28 protein-coding genes are annotated in these 25,130 nt (G+C 59.5%); all 28 read left to right on the top strand.

Going from position 1 to position 25,130, the window contains the following annotated elements; all coding sequences use genetic code 11:
• Positions 1–26: 26 nt before the first annotated feature.
• Complete coding sequence (locus HFC70_RS00470) at positions 27–986, top strand: flagellin (protein WP_168471234.1); 960 nt, start codon at positions 27–29, stop codon at positions 984–986.
• 322 nt (positions 987–1,308) lie between these two features.
• Positions 1,309–2,271 carry a flagellin gene (locus HFC70_RS00465; protein WP_168471233.1) on the top strand — a complete coding sequence of 321 codons (963 nt, stop codon included), beginning with the start codon at positions 1,309–1,311 and terminating at the stop codon, positions 2,269–2,271.
• A gap of 320 nt (positions 2,272–2,591) precedes the next feature.
• Complete coding sequence (locus tag HFC70_RS00460; RefSeq protein WP_168471232.1) at positions 2,592–3,242, top strand: GTPase; 651 nt, start codon at positions 2,592–2,594, stop codon at positions 3,240–3,242.
• Positions 3,239–4,516 carry a MotB family protein gene (locus HFC70_RS00455; protein ID WP_168471231.1) on the top strand — a complete coding sequence of 426 codons (1,278 nt, stop codon included), beginning with the start codon at positions 3,239–3,241 and terminating at the stop codon, positions 4,514–4,516. Before HFC70_RS00460 ends, HFC70_RS00455 begins: the two co-directional genes overlap by 4 nt.
• Before the next feature lie 4 nt (positions 4,517–4,520).
• Positions 4,521–5,816 (top strand): chemotaxis protein MotC, encoded by a 1,296-nt coding sequence (gene motC / locus HFC70_RS00450; protein WP_246735605.1) that lies wholly within the window; start codon positions 4,521–4,523, stop codon positions 5,814–5,816.
• A complete protein-coding gene (locus HFC70_RS00445; protein ID WP_168471230.1) occupies positions 5,813–7,468 on the top strand; it encodes a flagellar hook-length control protein FliK in 1,656 nt (551 codons plus the stop codon). Before motC ends, HFC70_RS00445 begins: the two co-directional genes overlap by 4 nt.
• Positions 7,398–7,973, top strand: a complete 576-nt coding sequence (locus tag HFC70_RS00440; protein ID WP_168471229.1) for a transglycosylase SLT domain-containing protein — start codon at positions 7,398–7,400, stop codon at positions 7,971–7,973. The genes HFC70_RS00445 and HFC70_RS00440 overlap by 71 nt, the downstream gene beginning before the upstream one ends.
• A 279-nt stretch (positions 7,974–8,252) precedes the next feature.
• Positions 8,253–8,924, top strand: coding sequence for a response regulator transcription factor (locus HFC70_RS00435; RefSeq protein WP_168471228.1), 672 nt, complete (start codon positions 8,253–8,255; stop codon positions 8,922–8,924).
• Positions 8,925–9,054: 130 nt separating this feature from the next.
• A complete protein-coding gene (locus HFC70_RS00430) occupies positions 9,055–10,323 on the top strand; it encodes a flagellar hook protein FlgE (protein ID WP_168471227.1) in 1,269 nt (422 codons plus the stop codon).
• Positions 10,324–10,347: 24 nt separating this feature from the next.
• Entirely contained in the window at positions 10,348–11,817 is a 1,470-nt protein-coding gene (gene flgK / locus HFC70_RS00425; protein ID WP_168471226.1) for a flagellar hook-associated protein FlgK, read from the top strand.
• Between the two features lie 3 nt (positions 11,818–11,820).
• Positions 11,821–12,873 (top strand): flagellar hook-associated family protein, encoded by a 1,053-nt coding sequence (locus tag HFC70_RS00420; RefSeq protein ID WP_168471225.1) that lies wholly within the window; start codon positions 11,821–11,823, stop codon positions 12,871–12,873.
• 37 nt (positions 12,874–12,910) lie between these two features.
• Positions 12,911–13,258 (top strand): flagellar biosynthesis regulator FlaF, encoded by a 348-nt coding sequence (gene flaF / locus HFC70_RS00415; RefSeq protein ID WP_168471224.1) that lies wholly within the window; start codon positions 12,911–12,913, stop codon positions 13,256–13,258.
• Complete coding sequence (gene flbT / locus HFC70_RS00410) at positions 13,255–13,704, top strand: flagellar biosynthesis repressor FlbT (protein WP_168471223.1); 450 nt, start codon at positions 13,255–13,257, stop codon at positions 13,702–13,704. Before flaF ends, flbT begins: the two co-directional genes overlap by 4 nt.
• Positions 13,695–14,183 (top strand): flagellar hook assembly protein FlgD, encoded by a 489-nt coding sequence (gene flgD, locus HFC70_RS00405; RefSeq protein WP_168471222.1) that lies wholly within the window; start codon positions 13,695–13,697, stop codon positions 14,181–14,183. Before flbT ends, flgD begins: the two co-directional genes overlap by 10 nt.
• A gap of 39 nt (positions 14,184–14,222) precedes the next feature.
• On the top strand, positions 14,223–14,489 hold the full coding sequence (gene fliQ / locus HFC70_RS00400) for a flagellar biosynthesis protein FliQ (RefSeq protein WP_168471221.1): 267 nt from the start codon (positions 14,223–14,225) through the stop codon (positions 14,487–14,489).
• A gap of 174 nt (positions 14,490–14,663) precedes the next feature.
• On the top strand, positions 14,664–16,751 hold the full coding sequence (gene flhA / locus HFC70_RS00395) for a flagellar biosynthesis protein FlhA (RefSeq protein WP_168471220.1): 2,088 nt from the start codon (positions 14,664–14,666) through the stop codon (positions 16,749–16,751).
• Positions 16,748–17,500, top strand: coding sequence for a flagellar biosynthetic protein FliR (gene fliR / locus HFC70_RS00390; protein ID WP_168471219.1), 753 nt, complete (start codon positions 16,748–16,750; stop codon positions 17,498–17,500). Before flhA ends, fliR begins: the two co-directional genes overlap by 4 nt.
• 15 nt (positions 17,501–17,515) lie before the next feature.
• Complete coding sequence (locus HFC70_RS00385) at positions 17,516–17,929, top strand: hypothetical protein (protein WP_168471218.1); 414 nt, start codon at positions 17,516–17,518, stop codon at positions 17,927–17,929.
• 32 nt (positions 17,930–17,961) lie between these two features.
• Entirely contained in the window at positions 17,962–18,513 is a 552-nt protein-coding gene (locus tag HFC70_RS00380) for a rod-binding protein (protein ID WP_168471217.1), read from the top strand.
• A gap of 22 nt (positions 18,514–18,535) precedes the next feature.
• Entirely contained in the window at positions 18,536–18,901 is a 366-nt protein-coding gene (locus HFC70_RS00375; protein WP_168471216.1) for a hypothetical protein, read from the top strand.
• Positions 18,901–19,440: a hypothetical protein gene (locus HFC70_RS00370; protein WP_168471215.1), complete on the top strand. Its 540-nt coding sequence runs from the start codon at positions 18,901–18,903 to the stop codon at positions 19,438–19,440. The genes HFC70_RS00375 and HFC70_RS00370 overlap by 1 nt, the downstream gene beginning before the upstream one ends.
• Before the next feature lie 376 nt (positions 19,441–19,816).
• On the top strand, positions 19,817–20,701 hold the full coding sequence (locus HFC70_RS00365) for a WecB/TagA/CpsF family glycosyltransferase (RefSeq protein WP_168471214.1): 885 nt from the start codon (positions 19,817–19,819) through the stop codon (positions 20,699–20,701).
• Positions 20,702–20,991: 290 nt separating this feature from the next.
• On the top strand, positions 20,992–22,476 hold the full coding sequence (gene nifB / locus HFC70_RS00360; protein ID WP_168471213.1) for a nitrogenase cofactor biosynthesis protein NifB: 1,485 nt from the start codon (positions 20,992–20,994) through the stop codon (positions 22,474–22,476).
• 49 nt (positions 22,477–22,525) lie between these two features.
• A complete protein-coding gene (locus HFC70_RS00355) occupies positions 22,526–22,720 on the top strand; it encodes a 4Fe-4S dicluster domain-containing protein (protein ID WP_168471212.1) in 195 nt (64 codons plus the stop codon).
• A 104-nt stretch (positions 22,721–22,824) separates the two neighbouring features.
• The gene (locus HFC70_RS00350) at positions 22,825–23,610 is read left to right on the top strand and encodes a 4Fe4S-binding leucine-rich repeat protein (RefSeq protein WP_246735604.1); all 786 of its coding nucleotides are present in this window, start codon (positions 22,825–22,827) and stop codon (positions 23,608–23,610) included.
• A 3-nt stretch (positions 23,611–23,613) separates the two neighbouring features.
• Positions 23,614–23,943 carry a nitrogen fixation protein NifZ gene (locus HFC70_RS00345; RefSeq protein ID WP_168471211.1) on the top strand — a complete coding sequence of 110 codons (330 nt, stop codon included), beginning with the start codon at positions 23,614–23,616 and terminating at the stop codon, positions 23,941–23,943.
• Positions 23,940–24,152, top strand: a complete 213-nt coding sequence (nifT, locus tag HFC70_RS00340; protein ID WP_168471210.1) for a putative nitrogen fixation protein NifT — start codon at positions 23,940–23,942, stop codon at positions 24,150–24,152. Before HFC70_RS00345 ends, nifT begins: the two co-directional genes overlap by 4 nt.
• Before the next feature lie 36 nt (positions 24,153–24,188).
• Complete coding sequence (locus tag HFC70_RS00335) at positions 24,189–25,085, top strand: SIR2 family protein (RefSeq protein ID WP_168471209.1); 897 nt, start codon at positions 24,189–24,191, stop codon at positions 25,083–25,085.
• The last annotated feature ends 45 nt before the right edge of the window (positions 25,086–25,130 follow it).

The raw sequence follows: 25,130 nt of genomic DNA, 5'->3' as shown, positions 1-25,130 counted from the left end.
ATCACTGTCAATAAAGGGGCAGCACTATGACTAGCTTGATGACCAACAACGCCGCAATCGCAGCACTCGACACCCTCCGCTCCATCAACTCCAGCATGGAAACCACGCAGTCGCGTGTTTCCTCCGGTTACCGCGTTGAAGACGCATCGGACAACGCCGCCTACTGGTCGATCGCCACCACCATGCGTTCGGATAACAAGGCACTCGGCGCCGTCCAGGACGCCCTCGGCCTCGGCGCTGCCAAGGTCGACACAGCCTATACCGGTATGGAAGCCGCCATCGACGTCGTTTCCGAAATCAAGGCCAAGCTCGTTGCCGCTCGCGAACCGGGCGTTGACAAGGATAAGATCAACAAGGAACTGACCGAACTGAAGTCGCAGCTCGGCTCGATTGCCGAATCGGCCTCCTTCTCCGGTGAGAACTGGCTCTACAATGACTCCACGGCAGCCATCGGCACCAAGGAAATGATCGGCTCCTTCGTTCGCGATTCTTCCGACAACGTATCGGTCGAAGTCCTGTCCTTCGACGCCTCGACTTCGGTCCTGATCGACGACAACGACGCCAGCCTGGGTCTTCTGACCAAGGACTACTCGGTCTCGGTTGCCACCGGCACGACCACCACGACGGTAACCTACTTCCTGATCACCTCGGCCGGCTCGGCTGCGTCTGGTACGGTTGTTGAACTGTCTGACTCGACCACGGACTTCGAAGTCGAGGGCATGATCAGCGCCGTCGACGCCATGCTGCTCGATATGACCGATGCCGGTGCAACGCTTGGTGCCACCAAGAGCCGCATCGAGATGCAGGGCGAATTCGTGGCCGACCTCATGGACGTGATCGACACCGGCGTGGGCCGACTGGTCGATGCCGACATGAACGAGGAATCGACGAAGCTGAAGGCGCTTCAAACCCAGCAGCAGCTTGGCATCCAGGCGCTGTCGATTGCCAACTCCAACTCTGAAAACGTGTTGTCGCTGTTCCAGTAAGCTCTTCGGCAAACGCCGCTCTTACCGCTTAGTCACCACGACAAACGCCGCGATCCCTAGGGGTCGCGGCGTTTGCCGTTTGTCCCAGGCTTGAGCGACGCTTGCGGCCCGGCACGATCTTAGCGATTTATTCATCAAGATTAACAAAAACTTTATTGCGTTAAGGTTTTGTTAACCATATGACTGTTAATCATTCGTTAAGAACGTCAGGTTGGTCGCCAGGGCAAAGAAGCGACCGATGCGCATGAAGCGATCCGACGTTGCCGGTAATCATTAGATTTTCAGTCCGGTATGTCCCGTAACCTTCATGGGGCACCATTCAATGACCAGCATTATGACCAATACCGCCGCGATGGCGGCTCTTCAGACACTTCGTTCCATTGACGCGAACATGGAAGAAACGCAGGCGCGCGTCTCCTCTGGGTACCGGGTCGGCACTGCCGCTGATAACGCTGCATACTGGTCGATCGCGACCACCATGCGCTCCGACAACGCGGCACTCTCCACCGTTCAGGACGCTCTCGGCCTCGGTGCCGCAAAAACCGACACGGCCTACACGGGTCTGGAATCCGCAGTCGAGGTCGTCACCGAAATCAAGTCCAAGCTGGTGGCCGCCCGCGAGCCGGGCGTCGACAAGGAAAAGATCAACAAGGAACTGGCCGAACTCAAGAACCAGCTGGCATCGATTTCCGAATCGGCTTCGTTCTCCGGCGAAAACTGGCTCTACAACGAATCCACCGCCGCCCCCGGAACCAAGGAAATCGTCGCGTCGTTCAACCGCGCCACGGACGGCACTGTGTCCGTCACGACCCTTGCCTTCGATACAGCGGAATCCGTATTGATCGACACCAGCGATGCATCCCGCGGCATTCTGACCGGCGGCGTTGTCGTTGAGCAGCCGTCTGGCACGGCCACGACCAGCGCTACCTACTTCCTGATCGATGCGGGCTCGACTGCAACGGCTTCCGGCACGGAAATCGAGCTGTATACCACCACCAGCGAGGATACGCTGGACGGCATGATCAGCGCTGTCGACGCCATTCTCCAGCAGTTGACCGATTCGGCTTCCACGCTTGGCGCCATCACCAGTCGTATCGAGATGCAGGACGAATTCGTCTCGACGCTGATGGACGTGATCGACAAGGGCGTAGGCCGACTGGTCGATGCGGACATGAACGAGGAGTCCACGAAGCTGAAAGCGCTTCAGACCCAGCAGCAGCTTGGCATTCAGGCGCTGTCGATTGCCAATACCAATGCCGAGAACATCCTCACCCTGTTCCAGTAAGGCATTGATCGACCAACCGGAGTTGACCGCATTTCCCTCTACCGTGCCGCCGGTCATCGGCATCAGGTGGAACCGTTGGACCGCGCAACTGCCCTGGCGCGCGGTCCAACACCTTCATCCTCGCACAAGTTTGACCTTCTAGTTTTCCATGTGGCGTCTTTCCGGCGCCGATCGGCAAAAGCAAAGCCGGATGTCCCGGGATTGAAACGGATCGTGGGTGTAGAGTTGGCAGAGATTTTTGAAATGATCCCGAATTCCGGCCTGTCGGTCGTCGGCGTATCGCGCCGGCGCGTTTTTGCGCAAGCGGGAGGGCGCGTCCTATGAGCATGCCTCTTGCACGCTATCTGAAAGATTTTAGCGCTCCGCAGACAGCGACGGTTGTCATGAACGACGTTGGCTTCGACGCGCCCGGGATGGCTTTCGACGACGGAGATTTTCCAGCCTTGAGTGCGCCCGATCCGATCGACCTGGATGCGGAGAGGCGTGAGGCCTATGCCGAGGGCCATGAAGCGGCGGAACAGGAACTTCGCGAGCAATTCGAGGCCGAGAGGCAGGCCCTCGAAGCCCGTCACCGTGAAGAGATCGACGCCTTGCAGCGAGTTCATGATGCAGCCACGAGCCAGCTGATCGCCGACGGTTTGCGTCTGATTGCCACGGACATCGCCGCGTCTGTCGGGGAGCAGGCCATGGCCGCCCTGGCGCCGCTGGTCTCCAGAGATATTGCCGAAAATGCCGTCAAGGATCTGGCGCGCCTGATAGAGGATGCCATCCTGGCCGGCGAAGCGGGTGTGATCACCGTCAAGGGGCGACGCGATCTGTTCGACATCCTCAAGGCCGAGCTCCCGGAATGCGCAGGGCAACTGAACCACGTTGAAGCGGACGACCTGGATCTGACTGTCGATATTGCGGAGACCGTTCTGGTTACACGTATTTCGGCCTTTGCGGCCAGCCTTAAGAAAGTGTTGGGATGAGCGACGGCGAGAATCACCATCACGGCAAAAATGAGATCGTCATCATCAAACGCCATGGCGGCGGCGATCATGACGGGCACCATGGTGGTGCGTGGAAGATTGCCTATGCCGACTTCATGACCGCCATGATGGCCTTTTTCCTGGTCATGTGGCTGGTCAATGCCGCCAACGAGGAAACCAAGGCCTCGGTTGCCAGCTATTTCAACCCGATCAAGCTGTCCGATGAGAAGCCGACCGAAAAGGGTTTGAAAAAGCCCGTCGATCAGGCCGAGGGGGAAGAGAAACAGGAGCGTTCGACGGTCAAGGAAGAGCAGGAGACGGTTGGCGCAGCCGCTGCCACCGGTGAAGACCAGACCGCGACATCCGGCGACCAGGCCAACTATTCCGAGGCTGATTTCTTCGAGAACCCGTATTCCGTTCTGGCCGAGATCGCCCAGGAAGTCGGCCAGCAGGCCAATGTCAGCGCCAAGGGCGAGGGCGGTGCCAGCGATTCCGGTCCTTCGACCGGTGCCGAGGGCGGCGAGGCCTATCGCGATCCATTCGACCCCGATTTCTGGACTCAGCAGGTGCAGACCGCCAAGGGTGAGCCCGGTACACCGCGCAACACGGAACTGCCGACAGCAGAACAAGCCACCGCCGAAGAATCCGATGTCGCGCCAAATCAGGAGGTGGCAGTCGCTGTTCCGACGCCGCGTCCCGAAAGCGCCGACGAAATCGCGGCCAAAGACAAGGATAAGGATGCTGATCCCTCGAAACCGGTCACTCCGCAGGATGTTGCGGACAGGACCAAGGAGTTCGACAAGGAGAAGAACGCCGATGCCGAGGCGCTGCGTGATAGCATTGAGACGGCCATCGGCGGCGTGACCGGCAAATTGGCCGAAGGGTTGATCGTCATGCCGGCCGAAGGTGGTCTCCTGGTCACCATTACCGATCAGGCCGACACGCCGATGTTCAACGTCGGTTCGGCCGTTCCCCGCAAGGAACTCGTGGTGGCGATGGAGAAGATCGGCAAGATCCTCGAAGCGCGCAAAGGATCGATCCTCATTCGCGGCCATACCGATGGCCGGCAGTTCAAGGGCACGGAAAACGACAACTGGCGGCTTTCGATGGCGCGCGCTCACAGCGCCTATTACATGCTGGTACGCGGTGGCCTGAGCGAAAAACGCGTCAGCCAGGTCTCCGGCTATGCCGACCGGCGTCTTCAGGTGCCCGAGAACCCCTTGGCGGATGCCAATCGGCGTATCGAGATCCTGATACAGGCGGATCAGGGATAGCGCCATGGCAGCTGCAATGATGCCGTTCCGCACCATGTTGCTGGCAGCCTTCGGGCTTGCCGCCGCGGGACCGCTTGGCGCGCAGACACTGGATTCCATCGAGCCCTTCCGCATGCTGCGGTCGCTGCAGTTCGTGCAGGATTCCGTCGTGCTCGGCGACCATTCGGCGGCCGAAATGCAGCGCTTCATGCTGGAGACCATAGACGGCCGATTGCGCGATGCCGACGCCTCCATTTTCGAGGAGCCGCGCAATGTCGATGCAGCCTTGATCTACGCGATGAGCGGCGGCAATCCGGCTACCCTGGAGTTTCTGGTGGCGCGCGATGTCGATGGCAATTTCGACAATCGCGTCACCGATGCCTTGCGGAAATATCTGAGCGGCAAAGGCACGCTGATCGCCAAGAGCCTTGCCGACATGGTGCCGGAATATCGCGACCAGAAAATCGGGCCCTATCTGGCACTGGTGGCTGGCAACGTGACCATTACCCGGGACCCCACCGCCGCCCTCAAATTCTATGACTGGGCGCGCCTGACCGCTCCGGGCACCATTGTCGAGGAGGCCGCCCTGCGCCGCTCCCTGTCGATAGCCCTGGATACGGGTATGGTCGAAAAAGGTGCCTCCTATTCCAATCGCTACGCCCGGCGTTTTCTCCATTCCCCCTATGCCAGCCAGTTCGCCGACCTGTTCGTCCGTCTGGTGGTCGATCATTTCGACAAGCTGGACGAACAGTTTATTCTGACGACGCTCTCCTTCATGGATGAGCCGCGCCAACGCGAGGTATATCTGCGCATTGCCCGGCAGGCCGCCATCAACGGCCATACCGAGCTGGCCCGCCTGTCCGCGGCCCGCGCAAAGGGGCTGGCCGGCCAGGTTGATGATGGCATGGACGCTCTGGCCGATCTCTACGGCGGCGTTGCGGATGTTTCGTCCGGCAGTGTCGAGGCGGCCATGCAGGCCATCATAGACATTCCCGACGAAAAGCTGTCTCCGTCGGACCGGGCTCTGCGCACCGCCGCCCAGGCGGTGGCCGAGGAAGTTTTGCGCCTGCCGGTCATGGAAAGCCCGACGCAAGCCGACTCAACGACTCCTGATGTCGTCATATCCGAAACTGCTTCGGATGACCCGACCGCGATGACAGCGGATGAGCGTGCGGCGGCTGTTCCCGTCGCGGCAACGCCTGCCGGAACGAAAGAGGGAGCGACGGATAGCGATCCGGCCTTCCAGTCTTTCGTCGATACGGGCCGTTCCAAACTCGAAGAAATCGATAAGCTGCTGAATGAAGAAAGTGCCACAAAATGATGGATGCCGGTCTTTCGGGAAAAGTTGCCGCCGCTGATACCAAGGCCTATTCGGGCTCTGCGCGTGGATCAGGCGCGGGCGCGACGTCATCGTCCAAGGGCGGTTTCTTCGATGAATTGTCCAAGGCCTCCTCGCAAAAAACGACATCCGGCGACGATCAGGATACGGCCATCGACACGGACGAGCAGGACCCATCGGAGCTGCTCGCCGAGGACGGCGCCGGCACCGAACTTTCCGAAGACGTGGTCGCCACGATGAAGACGGGTAGCAAGGCCAAGCCGATCATCGACATTTCTGTGGCCAGCTTGCGCAAGGCCACGGATCAGTCCGTCTCGGAGGTCACACTGAACCAGGTTGCCGATGGCAACGCAGAAGTCGTGACGCCTGATGGTGATACCGCCACAACGGATCCCGCGACGACGGCACAGATGGACAAGGCTCAGCAGACCGCAAAGGCGGCTCTTGGCGCCTTGTCGGACAGCGCGGTGACCTTGACGGTCGACGAGGCCGCTGTCTTGCAGCAGGCGGCCAAGGTCGGGCTGGCATCGGCAGGCGCACCGGAAAAGCTGTCCGCAGACGCTGAAGAGGCTGAAGAGGTTGAGGAGGCTGAAGAGGTCGATGACGGCAGCACGGCCGCCGCAGCCGGCGACGAAGATCTCGAAGCCGTTCTGTCGCTGCTTGGCGGCAACACCGCCGCCGTGGTCGAAGATGCGGACGCAATCCTGGTCGAAGATGCGCACGCGACTCTGGTCGAAGCGGTGGCCGATCGGATTGTCGTGGCGCCCCAGTCGTCCGAGGATGCGACCGACCAATCCGACGCCGTAGAGACCACCAGCCTGTCGGCCGCCGTGACCGCCGATGGCAAAACAACGGCCAAGACGAACACCGCAACGACCCAGGTTTCGGGCAATACCATCGCCCAGGAGACAAGCTCTACCGACCAGGCGTTCCGCGCTGTTCGGGCCGATGGAAAATACGAATCGGCAGCAGTCAGCGTACGTCAGGATGACGCCGCCGGCGTCGAGACCAAGGCTGCGGCCTCCGACACCCTTCAGACAGTGACGGTTCTCGACAGCAGACGCTATCTGGCACCCGCCGAGACCTCCAACGCTGCCAATATTGCCGCAAGCATGATGGGTGACGCCGAGTGGGCGAGCGCCATGCGGGCAGGCACGGAGGCGACCGATGCAACGGCTGGCGGTGGCCGGGTGCTCAACACCTTGAAGATCCAGATGAGCCCGATCGACCTCGGCAATGTCACGGCGACGTTGCGCCTGACGGGCGACGAATTGACCGTCAGCCTGGTCGTTGAGAGCAGCGCGGCCTATCGCAAGCTGAGCGAAGATCAAAACGAGATTGTCAAGACGCTGCGGGCCCAGGGCTTTAGTGTCGATCAGGTTCAGATCACCATTGTCAGCAGCGACAAGACAGGTAGCGACCCCAGCCAGTCCGGCGGGCAGAACCAGTTCTCCGGCCAGCAGTCCGCCCAGAACGGCGCGCAGGGCGGAGCAACGAACAACCGGTCGCAGGATACCTTCTCGTCCTCGCTCGGCAATGATAAGTCACTGGGAGTGTCTTCCGATGAAGCGACCGCGGCTCAATCCTCTGCGGACGGCACTGGCGGCACTCGTTCTGGCCAGCTGTACCTCTGAAGCCCAAGCAACCGTCGGCATATGCGAGCGCGAGATACAGCACGCAGCGGCCAAGTATGGGGTGCCGGAAGGCATTCTCTATTCGGTCGGTCTGACGGAAACCGGACGCAAGGGATCCCTGCAGCCTTACGCCATGAATATCGAAGGCAAGGCCGTGTTCCTCGGGTCGAAATCGGAGGTCCTGGAAGCGTTTGCAGCGGCCCGGCAGCAAGGTGCCAAGCTCATCGACGTCGGGTGCATGCAGATCAATCATCATTTTCACGGCGAGAATTTTGCCTCCGTTCAGGAGATGCTGGACCCTCGTCGCAACGTAGAGTATGCGGCAAAGTTCCTCAGCAACCTTCATGGCCGCCATGAAACATGGACGATGGCGGTAGCCAGATACCATGCGGGACCCAATAACGACCCCGCGCAGAAGCGCTATGTGTGTCGCGTGATCGCCAATCTGGTGGCAACGGGGTACGGAAAGTGGACCTCCAACGCGCGACAATTTTGCAGTGAATAACAATCTATGATTGCTTGCATCAACCGCCGGACGCGGTCGCCAAAATGTGACCACAATGCGGAGGAAAAAAGTCGTGCAAGCGGAACGTTAACCATGCGTTAACTTTTCCACTAAAGAATTGTGGCTGATTTTGCCCTTAGCTACTATATGTAGATCAAATCACCACTAAAATCTTAATCAACTGTTAATACCTATCATTAACTTTATCCAGTTGTCGCTGATTCCCGCGATTCGTACCGATAGGGTGTTGAAACACCACACTGATTCGGAGGCGGACGAATGATCGTAGTGGTTGATGAGCGCGAGCTCGTTAAAGATGGGTACACATCACTATTTGGACGTGAGGGTATTCCCTCGACCGGATTTGATCCGGGGGAATTTGGAGAGTGGGTCTCGACTGCAGCCGATTCGGATATCGCTGCGGTCGAAGCGTTTTTGATCGGCCAAGGCGATCGGACGTTCGAGTTGCCGCGGGCAATTCGTGACAGAACCACGGCACCGGTGATAGCAGTCAGCGACCACCCGTCGCTGGAAGCCACGCTGGCACTTTTTGATAGCGGCGTCGATGACGTCGTTCGCAAACCAGTGCATCCACGCGAAATCCTGGCACGGGCGGCGGCAATTCGCCGACGCCTGAAAGCAATAGCCAACTATACTGAAATCGGTGCAATCCGGGTGTTCTCGGATGGACGGGACCCGGAAATCTCCGGAGAGATATTCCCCTTGCCCCGGCGCGAGCGCCGTATTCTTGAATATCTAGTCGCAAACCGCGGACGTCGCGTGTCGAAGACCCAGATCTTCAGTGCCATCTACGGCATTTTCGACGAGGAAGTCGAAGAGAACGTCGTCGAAAGTCACATCAGCAAACTGCGCAAGAAGCTGCGGAAAAAGCTTGGTTTCGACCCGGTCGATTCGAAGCGGTTTCTTGGTTACTGCATTGATTGGAAGTGATTTTACGGTCTGAGGACCGAACCGGCGGGTCCTTGCGCCAATCAAAGTTGTCAAACGGCACCTCGCCAGACAGCTTCACGCAAGGCCCGCCTTTTACTCTCTGCAATGACGATAGAAACGGGGACTTATTATGAGCCTTTTCGGTACTATGAAAACCGCGGTGTCGGGAATGAATGCACAGGCAAACCGCCTAGGCACTGTCGGTGACAATATCGCCAATTCCAGTACAACCGGCTACAAGAAGGCCTACACTTCATTTTCATCGATGGTTTTGCCTTCCACGGGTGGCTCCTACAATTCCGGCGGCGTCGATACCAACATCCGCTATTCGATATCCGAGCAGGGTGCGCTTACCTACACCACGTCGACAACGGACCTCGCTATCCAGGGCGAAGGCTTCTTCGTGGTCTCTGATGCCACCGATTCGACTTATCTGACGCGCGCCGGTTCTTTCCAGGTCGACGAAGACGGCTACCTGGTCAATTCAGCCGGCTACACGCTCCTCGGCTATTCCTACGATTCGGGTACTCCGGCCGCAGTCGTCAACGGGTTTGACGGTCTCGAAGCCGTCAATGTTGGTCAGTCTCAATTGACCGCGACGGCTTCCACGACGGGTGAGTTCGGAGCCAACCTCGACTCCGGTTCGGATATCGTCACCGGCGATACGCCAGCCCTCAATTCCGCCACAAGCGAATACACGCACAAGAGCTCGCTGGTTGCTTATGATAGCCTCGGCAACGAAGTGCTGTATGACTTCTACTACACCAAGATCAACGACAACGAGTGGGAAGTCTCGGTGTTCCGTAACGACGAAGCCACGTCCGGCACGTCGTTCCCCTACAGCCCAACCGGCCTCCTGGCCAGCACGACACTTACCTTCGATCCGACGACCGGGGCACTGGACAGCTCCAGCGCAGACGCGATCTCGTTCACCGACTCAAGCGGCACAGTGCCGTTGACGCTCGACATCGATCTGTCGGAGATGACGCAGCTCTCCTACGACTTCACGGTTGCGACGGCAGATGTGGACGGCAACGCGCCGAGCAGCATCGAGAGCGTCGAGATCTCCGAAGACGGTACCGTGTCTGCGGTTTACGCCGACGGTACCAGCGAGCCGCTCTACCGTGTCGCCATGGCGACTGTGCAGAGCCCCGACAACCTCACCGTCGTCAGTGGTAACGTCTACAGCGCCGGTTCCGACTCCGGCGTCATTACCACCGGCTTTGCCGACAGCGGGACCTTCGGAACCATCGTTTCTGGTGCCCTGGAAAGCTCGAACGTCGACCTGGCAAGCGAACTGACGGAAATGATCGAAGCACAACGCAGCTACACCGCCAATTCCAAGGTCTTCCAGACCGGTTCGGACTTGATGGACGTACTGATCAATCTGAAGCGTTAATAGAAGCGCGTAAAAGGCAGCTAAATGTCGCTCTCATCTGCAGTTAATACGGCTCAAGCCATTTTCAGGAACACCGGCGAACAGTCTTCGGTGATATCCAAGAACATTGCCAATGCCGGTAACGCAAACTATGTGCGGCGTTCCGCTGTTGTCGCTACCACCATGTACGGCGCGCAGGTCGTCACGACCGAGCGCGCCCAGAATGACGCCCTGCTGCGCCAGACGCTGGACAGCACAGCCGGCAGCAGCGGTCAGGAGACCCTGCTTGCCGGTCTGGAACAGCTCCAGTCGCTGTTGGGTGGCAATGACTATGAATTGGCACCCTCGACCTACATCGCCGAGCTGCGCGACAGCCTCCAGGCTTTTGCCGCCAAGCCCGGCGAACTTTCCCTGGCCGAAACGACCGTCAATACCGCCCAGGATGTCGCCAGATCGCTGAACACGGCGTCCGAGGGTGTCCAGAGCCTGCGGGCGCAAGCCGATCGGGAAATCGAGACCTCCGTTGCAACGCTGAACGACCTGCTGGCCCAGTTCAAGATCGCCAATGATGCGGTAACATCAGCAACGGCAGTCAACGGCGATCCGAATGATGCGCTTGACCAGCGCGAGACGCTGACCAAGCAGATCTCGGAGATCATCGGCGTCACGGCCGTGACCCGCACCAACAACGACATGGTCCTCTACACCGCCGACGGGATGACGCTGTTTGAAACGTCGCCACGCACGGTCAGCTTCGAGCGGATCATTGCCTACGGTTCGGCCACCGAGGGCAACCCTGTCTATATCGATGGCGTTGCGCTCGATAGCGGCGCGGGCGGCAATACGACGGCCCAGGGCTCTCTAGCGGCATCGCTGCAGTTGCGCGACGAGATCGCCCCGGTCTTCCAGAACCAGCTCGATGAAGTGGCCCGCGGCCTGGTCACGGTTTTTTCCGAAGTGGATCCGCTGACACCGGGATCGGAAATGCCGGGCCTGTTTACCTGGGAGCCTGCCACCCCGCCGGCCTACACACCGACAGCCGGGACGGTCGAGCCAGGCATTGCCGCGACGATCACGGTCAATACGGCGCTCCTGAGTTCGGCGGGCGGCGATCCGATGCTGTTGCGCGATGGTGGCATAAACGGTGCCTCCTACGTCTGGAATACCACAGGCGGCAGCGGCTATTCGGAACTTCTCGATGGCTATGTTACCGGCATGGATGCCGACATGGCATTCGATACGGCGGCTCAACTCGATGATCAGGCAAGCCTGATGTCCTACGCGACCGATTCGATCGGCTGGCTCGAAGAGCTTCGCTCGAATGCGACGACAGCTTCGGAAAACAAGGCCGCGATGCTGCAGAGGGCGACGCAAGCCTATCAGAACGAAACGGGGGTCAGCCTCGACGAAGAATTGTCGCTGCTCCTCGACATCGAGCAGTCCTACAAAGCATCGACGAAATTGATGAGCGCAGTAGATGAAATGCTGTCCGCTCTCATAGAGATGGCGGGTTAAGTCATGAAGACATCCAACGTATCGAATTTGGCCATTCAAAATGCGATGCGATTGACGATCCAGCAATCGCAGAACCAACTGGTCGAGGCGCAGACGGAAGTCACGACCGGCAAATATGCTGATGTCGGGGCCGAACTCGGCGCCGATACTGCCGTCGCCCTCGATCTCAATCGGGATGTGTTGCGGCTCCAGTCACTGATCGATACCAATTCGATTGCCGAGCAGCGGCTTGAAGCCTCCGAGGAGGCCATGAACCAGATGGCAGCCTCCGGACAGAACATGATGGATGCACTGGTCGCGCTGAGCGGCAGCCAGGATTCCACCAGCCTTGCCGTGGCAACCCGTTCCATCAGCGATGCGCTCGATAGCTTTACGAGCATGGCCAATACCTCGGTCAACGGCGAATATCTGTTTTCCGGCATCAATACGGATGTACAGCCGCTCGACAACTACCTGGACGCCGGTTCTCCCGCCAAGGCAGCCTTCGACGCTGAGTTCCTCACCTATTTCGGCTTCTCCCAGACCGATCCGGGTACGGCAGGCATTACCGCCGCCCAGATGGATGACTTTCTGACCAATGTCGTCGAACCGATGTTCTCCGGAGCGGATTGGACGACCAACTGGTCGAACGCCACCGACGAAAGCATGACCAGTCGGATCAGCAAGACGGAAGTCGTGGAAACCTCGACCAGCATCAATGCCGACGGAATGCGTAATTTCGCCATGGCAGCAGTGGTGTCGATCGAGCTTCTCGGCCTCGATCTGCAGGGTGATGTTCGCAAGGTCGTCAGTGACAAGGCCATCGCCTATACGGGCATCGCGGTCACCGGCATTAACGAAGAGCGCACCCAACTGGGTTTGTCGCAGGATCGAGTGACGCGAGCCAACGAGTCCCTGGCGGTCCAGAAGGACATTATCGAGAACAACCTGTCGGATCTCGTCGGTGTCGACGCCTACGAGGCTTCGACCCGGGTCAACAATCTCCTGTCGCTTGTCGAAACATCTTACACGCTGACTTCACGAATACAGCAGTTGAGCCTTGTCAATTTCCTTTGATGAGCAAAGGATGAAATAAGAAATGAAGGAAATCTAAATGTATCAGTTTTCCTACGCCGAAATCATGGAGGATGGCGTCGCCGACGCCAAGGATCGTGAACGGCAAGCACTGAGCCGGTCGATCGATCTGCTGACGGCGGCGCGTGACCACGGCGGCTATTCGCGCGAGGCGATCGAAGCGCTGTTCTACACCAGACGAGTATGGATCCGCTTCATCGAGGATCTTAAGCAGCCCGAGAATCAGCTGGGATCTGAATTGCGCGCAAACCTGATCTCCATAGCCATATGGATCTTGAAGGAATGCGAGCGAATTCGAAAACGACAGTCCAGCAACTATCAGGGCATCATAGACGTTACAACCATCATCAGGGATGGACTTAAATGAAGAGCACTCTGCGCATATCGCTGAAATCTGGGGAACGAATCTTTATCAATGGAGCGGTGTTGCGCGTTGATCGCAAGGTTGCATTGGAATTTCTGAACGACGTGACCTTCCTGCTGGAAAACCACGTATTGCAGCCGGAAGACGCCAACACGCCGCTTCGGCAGCTCTACTTCATCGCCCAGATGATGTTGATCAATCCGGAAGGCCGCGACCAGTCCATGGCCATGTTCCGCAAGTCGATCATCATGCTGGTGTCGTGCTTCCAGGACGAGGAGGTTCTGGCCGAACTCAAGCGCATCGACGGCATGGTCACGTCAGGCCGGGCCTTTGACGCTTTGAAGGCGATCCGCTCGCTCTATCCGATCGAGGACCGCATTCTGAACAATCAGGAAATGGCCCCGGCCACCATCGAACAGATTCGCAAGGAGATCGCACCATGGCGGTAGATGCAGTCAGCACGAGCGCGACCAGCTCCGTTTCCAATCCGTGGGTAAATGCCGGATCTTCCACGGAGGATTCGGACGATGCCACCCTCAATTATGACAGTTTCCTGCAACTGCTGATCGCGCAGATGTCGAACCAGGATCCAACGGATCCGATGGACGCCTCCGAACAGGTCGCCCAGCTTGCGACATTCTCGCAAGTCGAGCAGACCATCCAGACGAACACCCATCTGAAGAGCATGCTGCAGGCCGAGGCGCTGACCCGGGCTGGCGATCTGATTGGCAAGGCGGTCACAACGGCAGACGGTGAGACCTCGGGCATGATCAAGGAAGTCGAAGTCTATTCGGACGGCGTTGTTCTGATCACTGAAGATGGCGACGAGCTGCTTCTCGAAGTGGGCATGTCCTTCTCGGACGAAGTCACGGACACCGACACTGACACAGACACAGACACAGAAACTGATACAACTACGGACAGTTGACCGATTCGTTTAAGGCTTCTGGCCTTTGGAGTGCTGTTCATGAATGAAGCTGACGCCCTCGATATCATGCAGGCTGCCGTATGGACGGTGTTGATTTCGTCGGGGCCGGCTGTTCTGGCCGCCATGATCGTCGGGGTCTCGATCGCCTTGATCCAGGCCCTGACGCAGGTTCAGGAAATGACGCTGACCTTCGTTCCGAAGATCGTGGCGATTATGATCACCATCGGTGTCAGCGCGCCCTTCGTGGGCGCGCAGATTTCACTTTTCTCCAATCTGGTCTTTTCCCGCGTCGAATCCGGCTTCTAGGGATCAGGTAGCACCGGTCGAACCGCCGGTTTTGCTCGCCGTTTTATCGGCGCCAATCGTTCGCTTGAAGTGAACCCGGCCACCTTCGCGCAAGCTTCACCGTCTACTCATTAGGGCAATCTGGTCGTGGAACCCCTTCCTCCGACCGCCTTCTCATGAAGAGACGGACTGTAAATGGCGCAAACACCGGCTTTATCCATCCCGAAGGTCAGCCCGAACGGCCGTGATATCGGCTTCGCGGCCGGCATTGTCGCGATCCTTTGTATCCTTTTCCTGCCGATTCCGCCGTTCCTCATCGATATGGGCCTGGCGTTTTCCATTGGCTTTTCGGTGCTGATTCTGATGGTCTCGCTGTGGATCAGGCGACCGCTGGACTTCTCGTCCTTTCCGACCATCCTGCTGATCTCGACGATGATCCGCCTGGCGCTCAACATCGCCACGACGCGCGTCATCCTTTCGCACGGTCATGAAGGCCACACGGCCGCCGGCGGCGTCATCGCCGGCTTCTCGAGCCTGGTAATGTCCGGCGACTTTGTCATCGGTCTGATCGTCTTCCTGATCCTAGTCACGGTGAACTTCATCGTCATCACCAAGGGTGCGACGCGTATCGCCGAAGTCGGCGCGCGCTTCACCCTCGATGCCATTCCCGGCAAGCAGATGTCGATCGATGCCGACCTGTCGGCCGGTATCATCGACGAGAAGGAAGCCCAGCATCGGCGCCAGGAACTCGAGCAGGAAAGCTCTTTCTTCGGCGCCATGGACGGTGCCTCCAAGTTCGTGCGCGGCGACGCTGTCGCCGGCCTGCTGATCACGGCGATCAACGTCTTCGGCGGCATCATCATCGGCTATTTCCGCCACGGCATGGAAATCGGCGAGGCCGCCGACGTCTTCGTGAAGCTGTCGGTCGGCGACGGTATCGTGACGCAGATCCCGGCGCTGATCGTGTCGCTCGCGGCCGGCCTGCTTGTTACGCGTGGCGGCACACCGGGCTCGACCGACGAGGCGGTTATCAATCAGTTGAGCGGCTATCCCCGCGCGCTGTCCGTCGCGGCCGGCCTGATGGTTCTGCTGGCCTTCATTCCTGGCCTGCCGTTCTTTCCCTTCATCACGCTTGGCGGCATCATGGCCTTCGGAGGCTGGTTCATTCCGCGCCAGATCGAAGCCGAGAACAAGGTCAAGCGCGACCAGGAGGAAAAGAAGGTCGTTCAGACCAAGGAGGCCGAAAAGGACTCCGTCAAGAATGTCCTGAAGACCGCGGAGATCGAGCTTGCCCTCGGCAAGCTGGTGTCCACCCGGCTTCTCGGCGCCCATCAGGAACTGGCCTTCCGCGTCGGCAAGATGCGCAAGAAATTCGCCAGCCAGTACGGGTTCGTCGTGCCGGAAATCAAGGTCACCGACGATATCGGCATTCAGGAAAAGTCCTATCACATCCGCATACACGGCACGACGGTTGCCTCGAATCAGCTGCGCGTCGGCGAAGTGCTTGTCGTCACAGGCTCCGGCCGCAAGCCGAGCGTACCGGGCGACGACATCCGCGAGCCGGCCTTCGGCATGCCGGCGGTGTCGATCATGGAGACTTTCACCGAGGACCTGAAGCGCGAAGGCTTCCACCCGATCGACAACGTCTCGGTGGTGCTCACCCATGTCAGCGAAGTCATCCGCAACAACCTGCCGCAATTGCTGTCCTACAAGGATGTCAAGATTCTCATCGACAGGCTCGATCCGGAATACAAGAAGCTCGCCGACGAGATTTGCTCTTCGCACATGTCCTATTCAGGCCTGCAGGCCGTGCTGAAACTGCTGCTGGCAGAACGCGTCTCCATCCGCAACCTGCACCTCATTCTCGAGGCGGTGGCGGAGCTGGCGCCCCATGTCCGCAAGACCGAGCAGATCGTCGAGCACGTGCGGGTGCGCATGGCCCAGCAGCTCTGCGGCGACTTGACCGACAACGGTGTGCTGAGGGTCCTGCGGCTCGGCAGCAAATGGGATCTGGTCTTCCATCAGGCCCTGAAGCGTGATGCCAAGGGCGAGATCGTCGAATTCGATATCGATCCGCGCAGCCTCGAGGAATTCAGCGAGCAGGCCAGCAAGGTCATCCGCGAATTCATGGATCGTGGTCTGCCCTTTGTGCTTGTCACGTCGCCCGAAACGCGCTCCTATGTGCGCATGATCATCGAACGGCTGTTTGCCACTTTGCCTGTTCTGTCCCATGTGGAATTGGCCAAGGGCATCGAGATAAAGATCCTGGGTTCCATTTCATGATTGACGATCCCGAAGGGACTGTCATGGCCTTGTTTGTGGCCTTCTGCCGCATTGGCGGATGCATGATGGTCCTGCCGGGATTCGCCACCTCGCGTGTTCCAGCCCAACTGCGCCTGTATATAGCCCTGGCAATGTCCATGGCGATCCTGCCTGTTCTCTGGGACATGATCTATCCCCGCGTTGCCGGCGGTGCCGCGACCTATATTGGCCTGATCGTCACGGAAACCCTGATCGGCACCATGTATGGCATGATTGCTCGCATCTACACGCTGGGACTGCAGTTTGCCGGAGCGGTCCTGACCATGTCGATCGGCTTCAACGCGCCCGGCACGGCCGACGCGCTCGAGGATTCCTCTGAAAACCAGCTGACCAACCTGATCAGCTTCGGCGGATTGCTGCTGCTGTTCATGATGGATTTTCACCATATCGTCTTCAGGGCGCTGATCGATTCCTACGATATCATGCCGCTCGGTGGCGTCCCGGATACCCAGAAGATGCTGATCACCATGACGGATACGCTGCAGGCGACCTTCATGGTGATGCTGCGTCTGGCCAGTCCCTTCATCATCTTCAGTATCATGTTCAACTTTTCGATCGGCCTGATCAACAAGCTGGCGCCACAGATCCCGATCTACTTCATCTCGACGCCCTATCTGCTGGTCGGCGGTCTGTTCCTGGTCTACCTGTCCATTGCCGCCCTGGTTCGCCAGTTCGCCGAAAACTTCACCCCGATTTTCCTGGGCAATTAGGGGAGGGCACTGACCATGGGGCCGATCAAGAAATCGGATAAGCTGAAGCGCCTGGTTGCCGTGCAGCGTCATCTGGAAAAGATGGCCGAGAGCGATCTGGCGGCCACCGCCAAGCAGCGTGTGGAAGTGGCCATCGAACTGGAGCGCGTGATCGAAGCGATCGGCTCGCTCGATCCCGTGCACCGCTTGTTTGCCCAGAGCTATGCCGATCGTTTCGGCAGGCTGACCGCCGCCGAGAAGCAGCTCGCCGGCGTCCAGAAATTGCAGGAAATGAAGGTTCTGCGCGAGCGCACCAAGGGTGATCGCCTCGAAGGAAACATGAAGGACGCACGCGTTCTCGAAGACCGGGAAGTCGACGACAACGCCATTTACGACCTTGTCGACATGCAATTTGCCACGCCAGCCTCCAGCAAGGTTCACAAGACATAGTCCGCCGGTAATTAGGAAGTGAGGACTATAACGTGGCGATTTCTCCCCCGAGTGACCTTGTGCTGGATGTTGTTCGAGCGGCCGATCCGACGGAAGTCCAGGCAGCGCAGGAAAAGCTGAAAACCAGCCGCGCCTCTTACGAGGCGGCAAGCCTTGCAGAAAAAGGGGCCGGCTTCGAAGCGGCTGTGGGTGTCCTGAACGGCGCTGCCAACCGGGCAGGGCTTGGCAATGTCAACGCCAAATCGAGCGAAGTCCCGGAAACCTACCGGCAGTTCGAGGCTGTGGTCCTGCAGAATTTCGTCAAGTCGATGCTGCCCTCCGACAGCGAGGCCGTATTCGGCAAGGGCAATGCCGGTGAGATGTGGAAGAGCATGATGGCCGAGCAGATCGGCGAGGTCCTGTCCGAGCGCGGCGGCGTCGGCATCGCCGAACAGATGTTCTCCGACGAGGTCAAGGCCCGCCGCGGCAAGGATGTCGTTAATGTCGTGACCGACGAGGACGACCGCAGCGTTGCCCTGAACATGTTGACCGACCTTGAGCGCCGGACCTTGGGCGTCTCATCTACTGAACAGGCGCAAGCCTAGAATTTTAATGTGGGGCAGAAATATGGAATATGTCTCTAGCGAGTATCGCATCAAATCGGTCCTGGGACGGCTCGAGATGATCGTCGACAACGAGAACCAGCGTCTCGGCAAGGACCCTGAATTCGACCTCAAGGTGTCAAATGCGCATAAAAGCCGTTGCCTCTACGAATTGACCATGCTGTTCCGCGATACTGCGCCAAGCGATCTTGCCGCCGGCTATGTCGAACAGATGCATGCCTTGAAGAAGAAGCTGGCGATCAATGCTCGGCGGGTCGAAGCGCATATGAACGCGGTGCGTGCCGTGGCGGATCTTCTCAAGAATGCCGTTCAGGATGCCGATGCCGACGGTACCTATTCCCAGGAACAATTCCTCTTCTGTGAGACGTGATGGTCAAGCTGCTGTTTGCCGGTATATGGGTCTGTGTCGTTACCCTGGGTGCGGTCTATTTCTCCGTGCAAATGGCAACGGCTCCGGCTGTCGTCGACGAGGAAGCGGCCCGCCAGGCGGCGCTGGAAGTGGTGCCCGGTGAATCGATCACCATTCCGTTGATCGCCGACGGCAAGGTCAAGGGCTATTTCCTCAGCAAGATCTCCTTCATGGTCGACAAGGAAAAGGCCAAGGGCCTTCACCTGCCGATGACGGAACTGATGACGGATGAGCTTTTCACCCTCCTGGTCGGCAACAAGATGGTGGATATTGCCAATATCGCAGCATTCGACGTCGCCACGTTTCGGGACACCATCAAGACCGACATGAACGTCAAACTCGGCGAGGGCATGGTCAACGAGGTGCTGATCGAGCAGCTCGATTATCTCTCCAAGGACGATGTGCGCGCCAATGACGAGGGGACGACTAAGCCTCCCGGCCAACCGGTCAAGATCGTCGAGGGTCAAGCCCCTGCAGAACCGGCGAAAACCGGCCACTAGGCAGGAAAATCGGGCAGCTTTCATAACCGTATTTGAAGAAGGCTCAAGCAGTGATGCTCGGGCCTTTTTCTATACTGTCGAGCTTTGAGATTCGAGAGCCGCGGCGGTCGGAAACATGGTTACCATTTCGTTTATCTGCAGGGGTTAATCCTAAGGTTTACCTTAAGTCGGGTTTCAACCTTGCCTGCTATACCCATGCATAGTCGTTTCTTGTTCTGCGTGGTCCTATGCAATCCCAATTTCAGTTCCAGATCCTTGCGGCATTGACCGGCGGCGCATCATGCTCGCGGCCCCTTGGCGTGGGTCTGGCAGGTCCGGTCGCTGCGTCTGCGATTTCAAAAAACGGCGAGTCCCGACATGATGAAGGGTCTGCCCGATGAACATTGTTCCTGCTTTTACACTGATTGCCCCGCGGCGGGCGATCCTCGGATTGCCGGTCTTCGATCTCCCGTGGGACGGCGCCCTGTCGTTCGTCAATGAACTGGCCTCATTGCCGGACGGACAGACGCAGATCGCCTTTCTGAATGCCAACAATGCCAATATCATGCTGGCCGATGCCGAATACCGCGAGGTGCTCGACAGGCAGGTGGTGCTGCCGGACGGCTTCGGCATCGATCTGGCATCCGGCGTCCTGCATGGCCGCACCTTTACCGCCAATCTCAATGGCACCGATTTCGTCCCGGCGTTGCTGACCTACATGGAGAGCCGCAAGCGCGTCGGCCTGATTGGCGGCCGCAAGGCCGTGCTGGCCGCCGCCACGGAGCAATTTCGCAAGCATGCGCCCTGGCACGATTTCATCGAGATTTCCGACGGGTTCTTCAGCGAAGGCGAAACGGCCGACGTTCTCGACCGCATCGAAAAGGCCGATCTCGACATTCTTCTGGTTGGCATGGGCACCCCCTTGCAGGAAAAGTGGATGGCCCACACGATCCGTCCCGAGCATGCACGTCTGGTGATCGGTGTCGGTGCGCTGTTCGATTTCATCTCCGGCACGGTGCCGCGGGCGCCTAACTGGGTTCGCCGCTTCCGCTGCGAATGGCTTTATCGCCTGACCCGCGAGCCGGACCGCCTGTGGCGGCGATACCTGATCGGCATCCCGGTATTTCTCACCTATATCGTGCTGTTCCGGTTGGGCCTGCGCAAGGCAGCCGATCCGGCACCAGTGGTGACGGTGGCGCCGAGCCGACCGACAGCCGTCAACGATGGCCGCAGGTCGCTGAACCTGCCGCGCCAGAAGCTGCGCCGCTCCTCGGTCCGCTGAAGGCGGGCGGTTCGGCCTCATCAAAAGCAGATCACTTGTACCAAATCTCGATGATAGGATCCTATCATCGAGATTTGGTATTAGACGCCGCCGCTGTGCGGCGTCTTTTTTGTGCCGGACCATTTGTTCGGGCCCTGACCTTTTGTCGCAACCCCGACAATCGTGTATCCGACACGACAGAATAGGTCTTGTCGAAATCGCATAATCTATTGAAAATGATGACATAAATTAGCTGGCACGGGCTTTGCTTCGGTGTGGTTATCGATTAACCGACCGCAACGGAGCATCAGATGTCTGCACCGATGATATCCCTGGAAAGCCTCGTCTCCGCCAATTTCTCCGTCGACACCATGCTGGCCAAGGCCAATTCAGGCGGCTGTTCGTCATCGTCCTGCGGCTCGTCTGCCAAGCCCGATGATATGGACCCCGCGGTCTGGGACAAAATCAAGGACCACCCCTGTTATTCGGAGGAGGCGCATCACTATTTCGCCCGCATGCATGTGGCGGTGGCGCCGGCTTGCAACATTCAGTGTAATTACTGCAACCGCAAATACGATTGTGCCAACGAGAGCCGGCCCGGCGTGGTGTCGGAAAAGCTCACCCCCGATCAGGCCCGCCGCAAGGTGATCGCCGTTGCCAACGAGGTGCCGCAGCTCTCTGTTCTCGGCATCGCCGGGCCGGGCGACGCCTGCTACGACTGGAAGAAGAGCAAGGCGACATTCGCCGACGTGTCGCGGGAAATCCCCGACATCAAGCTGTGCATCTCGACCAACGGCCTGGCGCTGCCCGATCATGTCGATGAGCTGGCCGAGATGAATGTCGACCATGTGACGATCACCATCAACATGGTCGATCCCGAGATCGGCACGAAGATTTACCCGTGGATCTTCTACAAGAACAGGCGCTACACCGGCCTGGAAGCCTCGCAGATCCTGCATGAGCGCCAGATGCTGGGGCTCGAAATGCTGACGGCGCGCGGCATTCTGACCAAGATCAATTCGGTGATGATCCCCGGCATCAATGACGAGCATCTCATCGAGGTCAACAAATGGGTGGAGGCGCGCGGCGCCTTCCTGCACAATGTCATGCCGCTGATCTCCGATCCGGCCCATGGCACCCATTTCGGCCTGACCGGCCAGCGCGGCCCGAAGGCCATGGAGCTGAAGGCCTTGCAGGACAAGCTGGAAGGCGGGGCCAAGCTGATGCGCCACTGTCGCCAGTGCCGGGCCGATGCGGTCGGCCTGCTTGGCGAGGACCGCGGCCAGGAATTCACCCTCGACCAGCTGCCGGAAGAGGTCAGCTACGACCCGGCCAAGCGCGAGACCTATCGCGAGATCGTGGCGCTGGAACGCGGCGATCACATCGCCGCCAAGAAAGCGGCCGTCTCGACGGTCAAGGAGACCGAAGCCGCCGGCTCCCTGCTGGTGGCCGTTGCCACTAAGGGCGGCGGCCGGATCAACGAGCATTTCGGCCACGCCAAGGAATTCCAGGTCTACGAGGCCTCGCCCAAAGGCATCACCTTCGTCGGCCATCGGAAGATCGAGCAGTATTGCCTGAGCGGATGGGGCGAGGACGCCACGCTCGACGGCGTCATCGAGGCGCTGGAGGGCATTGATGTCGTGCTGTGCGCCAAGATCGGCGATTGCCCGCAGGACCAGCTGAAGGCCGCCGGCATCCGCGCCAGCGACGCCTACGGATACGACTATATCGAGACCGCGATCGGGACCCTCTATGCCGCCGAGTTCGGACTGGAGTTCCTGGCGCAGACCGCCTGATTTAACCATCGCAGGACCACGCGACCGCAAGAGCCGAAAGGAGACGACCATGGCTTTCAAGATCATCGCATCGCAATGCACCCAATGTTCCGCCTGTGAATTTGAGTGCCCCACCGCGGCGATCAAGTTCAAGGGCGAGACCTATGTGATCGACCCGAACAAATGCACCGAATGCGAAGGATATTTCGACACGCAGCAATGTGCGGCGGTCTGTCCGGTGCCAAAAACCTGTGTTCCTGCCTGACCACCCGGGCCGGGAACCCCGTCTGCTGCCTTTGGGCCTTGACCCCTTGTGGCGGCAGCCGGGGCCATGATGCAACCGCCTGATCCCGGACGAGGAGTGATGGTATGAACGCCAGGAGCAGCTCGAAGCAGATCGATGACGAGATGCCGGCCGCAGTCGACTGGCTGGGCAATCCGGTGTCCTGCGGCGATTGTCCGCATGACGAGAACCGGGTGACCGGCCGCTGCGATCTGGGCAAGGCCTGCGTTCGTGACCTGCGGGCCCGCCGCGTCGACCGGTTCTTCTCGCTCAATCCCGATGAGGCGGACAATTATCTCGATCATCCGTTCTTCGAGGTCCGCAGCATTGCCGCGCGCTATGCCTCGCCGTTTCGGCTGCTGCCGTTGCTGAGCGACCCGGAGTCCGATGTCAGGGCCATGGCTGCCGTCCGGCTGCCGGCATCCCGCGTGCTGAGCCTGCGTTTCGATCCTGATCGCCGTGTCCGCATTGCGCTGGCGCGCCGGCTCGAGGGCGACGATCTCCTGCCCTTGCTGGCCGACCCGGACGACCAGGTTCGGCTGACGGCGGCACGCACGGCAAGCCCTGTCCTGCTCGTGGCCCTGCTGGGCGACCGCGAACCGGATATCCGCCGGGAAGCGGCACGGCGCGTCGAACTCTATCACTTGCCGGCACTCGTGAGCGATCCCGAGCCGCTGGTGCGCATCGAGGTAGCGCGCCGCATGGAGCCGGAGCGGCTGCATCTTCTGGCACGCGATCCCGACTTTCGCGTCCGCTATGCCGTGGCCGAGCGCATCGGTCTCGATCAATTGCCGGCCTTTCTGAGCGACCAGGACGAGGCGGTCCGCGAGATCGCGCAGGAACGCATGACCCGCCTTGAAAAGGAGAGCTGACCCATGGGCCTTGGACGCGAGGAAGAGATCGAAATCCGCAAACCCCCGGTCTTCAAGCCGGGCGAGCAGGTTCGCGCCACCCGTCATGTTCGAAACGACGGGACCTATCCCGGCAAGGACATCGGCGAAAATCTCGTGCGCAAGGGCGATGTCGGCTACGTCCGCGATATCGGCACCTTCCTGCAGCAGTTCTACATCTACTCGGTCGAGTGGATCGGGCGCGGCACGCTGGTCGGCATGCGGGCTCGCGAACTTGTCAGCCTCGACCATCCCGTCGACACCGGCGCCGGCATGTCGTCGGCGGAAAAAAACCAGCAAGGAATTGCGCCATGAAAGTGATGATCCGGAAGTCCGAACGCGGCTTTTCCGTCTATGTGCCGAAGAAGGATCTCGAAGAGCCGATCGTCGGCGCCGAGAATGACGCTCTCTGGGGTGGCATCGTCACCTTGAAGAACGGCTGGCGGCTGGGCCTGCCCGAAATGCCCGCTGACACTCGTCTGCCCGTCACCGTCGAGGCGAAAAAGCTGTCGGGCGACGCATAGCCCGTCGGCAATCCAGCAAGCCAAGGAGGCTGAGCGATGAATGCAATCTTGAACACTGATTTCCTGTTCACTCTGGATGGCGAGGAAGGCGCGCGGGCCGTCGAGGATATCGGCCGGCTGTTGCGGGTCGGCGACCTTATCCCCTATCTCGGTCCGGGCCTGCTGGCGCTTGATGGGGCCGTGCCGGCAGTGCCGGTCTCCCCGGAAGAGGTGGCGGCTGCCCTGCATGCCCGTGCGCCGGCACCGTCGCGCATCCGCACCAATATGTGGTCGGTCGCCCAGTATATCGAGCAGCGCCGTCATCGGGTCACCCTGCGAACCTGGATGGCGGAGATTTTTGCCGCCGATCCGCAGCCGAGTGCGCTGCATCGCTGGCTGGTGAGCCTGCCGTTGCCGCTGGTAGTCGACACCTGGTATGACGGCGCAATGCGTGCGGCCTTTGCGGCGGCCGGCCGCCCCGATGTCCCGGCCATCCAGGGGATCACCCGGTCCGGCGAGTTCCGCGATATCTGGACGAAGGCCTATGACGGCGAGGGCCAGGAGATCGACGAAGCTGTGGCCGAGGCGACGGCGACCGTGCTCTACGAACCCCATGGCGGTGCAAGACCGGCCGGCAATTTCCTGGTGGCCGATTCCGATTATGTCGAGGTGCTGACCGAAATCGACATCCAGACCCCAATCCCGGATCTGGTGCGGACCCGCCGCAGCAATCGCGGCTTCCTCTTTCTCGGCTGCCGTTTTCACGACCAGATGCTGCGCACCTATGCAAGGCAGATCATGAAACGCTCGAAGGGGCCGCATTATGCCATCATGGATGCAGCCGCGCTAACCAGAAACGAGCGCCGCTTCCTGGCGGGGCAGGGCATCACGCTGATCGACATGCCGCTGGCCGAAGCCGCCGGACTGCTAACTGGCGAGCATGTTCCAGCCTGATCATACCAAGTCTCGATAAAAGGACGCGACGCCATCGGCGGCGCG

Source organism: Agrobacterium sp. a22-2, assembly GCF_012276985.1.
In the GTDB taxonomy this organism is placed as follows: Bacteria; Pseudomonadota; Alphaproteobacteria; order Rhizobiales; family Rhizobiaceae; genus Allorhizobium.
The sequence above is the reverse complement of the archived record's forward strand: the minus strand, read 5'-3'. Positions and strand labels throughout refer to the sequence as shown.

Bases quoted from the DNA above. Each gene is read 5' to 3' on its own strand.
- HFC70_RS00470 (WP_168471234.1), top strand. From the start codon at position 27: ATGACTAGCTTGATGACCAACAACGCCGCAATCGCAGCACTCGACACC.
- HFC70_RS00465 (WP_168471233.1), top strand. From the start codon at position 1,309: ATGACCAGCATTATGACCAATACCGCCGCGATGGCGGCTCTTCAGACA.
- HFC70_RS00460 (WP_168471232.1), top strand. From the start codon at position 2,592: ATGAGCATGCCTCTTGCACGCTATCTGAAAGATTTTAGCGCTCCGCAG.
- HFC70_RS00455 (WP_168471231.1), top strand. From the start codon at position 3,239: ATGAGCGACGGCGAGAATCACCATCACGGCAAAAATGAGATCGTCATC.
- motC (WP_246735605.1), top strand. From the start codon at position 4,521: ATGGCAGCTGCAATGATGCCGTTCCGCACCATGTTGCTGGCAGCCTTC.
- HFC70_RS00445 (WP_168471230.1), top strand. From the start codon at position 5,813: ATGATGGATGCCGGTCTTTCGGGAAAAGTTGCCGCCGCTGATACCAAG.
- HFC70_RS00440 (WP_168471229.1), top strand. From the start codon at position 7,398: ATGAAGCGACCGCGGCTCAATCCTCTGCGGACGGCACTGGCGGCACTC.
- HFC70_RS00435 (WP_168471228.1), top strand. From the start codon at position 8,253: ATGATCGTAGTGGTTGATGAGCGCGAGCTCGTTAAAGATGGGTACACA.
- HFC70_RS00430 (WP_168471227.1), top strand. From the start codon at position 9,055: ATGAGCCTTTTCGGTACTATGAAAACCGCGGTGTCGGGAATGAATGCA.
- flgK (WP_168471226.1), top strand. From the start codon at position 10,348: ATGTCGCTCTCATCTGCAGTTAATACGGCTCAAGCCATTTTCAGGAAC.
- HFC70_RS00420 (WP_168471225.1), top strand. From the start codon at position 11,821: ATGAAGACATCCAACGTATCGAATTTGGCCATTCAAAATGCGATGCGA.
- flaF (WP_168471224.1), top strand. From the start codon at position 12,911: ATGTATCAGTTTTCCTACGCCGAAATCATGGAGGATGGCGTCGCCGAC.
- flbT (WP_168471223.1), top strand. From the start codon at position 13,255: ATGAAGAGCACTCTGCGCATATCGCTGAAATCTGGGGAACGAATCTTT.
- flgD (WP_168471222.1), top strand. From the start codon at position 13,695: ATGGCGGTAGATGCAGTCAGCACGAGCGCGACCAGCTCCGTTTCCAAT.
- fliQ (WP_168471221.1), top strand. From the start codon at position 14,223: ATGAATGAAGCTGACGCCCTCGATATCATGCAGGCTGCCGTATGGACG.
- flhA (WP_168471220.1), top strand. From the start codon at position 14,664: ATGGCGCAAACACCGGCTTTATCCATCCCGAAGGTCAGCCCGAACGGC.
- fliR (WP_168471219.1), top strand. From the start codon at position 16,748: ATGATTGACGATCCCGAAGGGACTGTCATGGCCTTGTTTGTGGCCTTC.
- HFC70_RS00385 (WP_168471218.1), top strand. From the start codon at position 17,516: ATGGGGCCGATCAAGAAATCGGATAAGCTGAAGCGCCTGGTTGCCGTG.
- HFC70_RS00375 (WP_168471216.1), top strand. From the start codon at position 18,536: ATGGAATATGTCTCTAGCGAGTATCGCATCAAATCGGTCCTGGGACGG.
- HFC70_RS00370 (WP_168471215.1), top strand. From the start codon at position 18,901: ATGGTCAAGCTGCTGTTTGCCGGTATATGGGTCTGTGTCGTTACCCTG.
- HFC70_RS00365 (WP_168471214.1), top strand. From the start codon at position 19,817: ATGAACATTGTTCCTGCTTTTACACTGATTGCCCCGCGGCGGGCGATC.
- nifB (WP_168471213.1), top strand. From the start codon at position 20,992: ATGTCTGCACCGATGATATCCCTGGAAAGCCTCGTCTCCGCCAATTTC.
- HFC70_RS00355 (WP_168471212.1), top strand. From the start codon at position 22,526: ATGGCTTTCAAGATCATCGCATCGCAATGCACCCAATGTTCCGCCTGT.
- HFC70_RS00350 (WP_246735604.1), top strand. From the start codon at position 22,825: ATGAACGCCAGGAGCAGCTCGAAGCAGATCGATGACGAGATGCCGGCC.
- HFC70_RS00345 (WP_168471211.1), top strand. From the start codon at position 23,614: ATGGGCCTTGGACGCGAGGAAGAGATCGAAATCCGCAAACCCCCGGTC.
- nifT (WP_168471210.1), top strand. From the start codon at position 23,940: ATGAAAGTGATGATCCGGAAGTCCGAACGCGGCTTTTCCGTCTATGTG.
- HFC70_RS00335 (WP_168471209.1), top strand. From the start codon at position 24,189: ATGAATGCAATCTTGAACACTGATTTCCTGTTCACTCTGGATGGCGAG.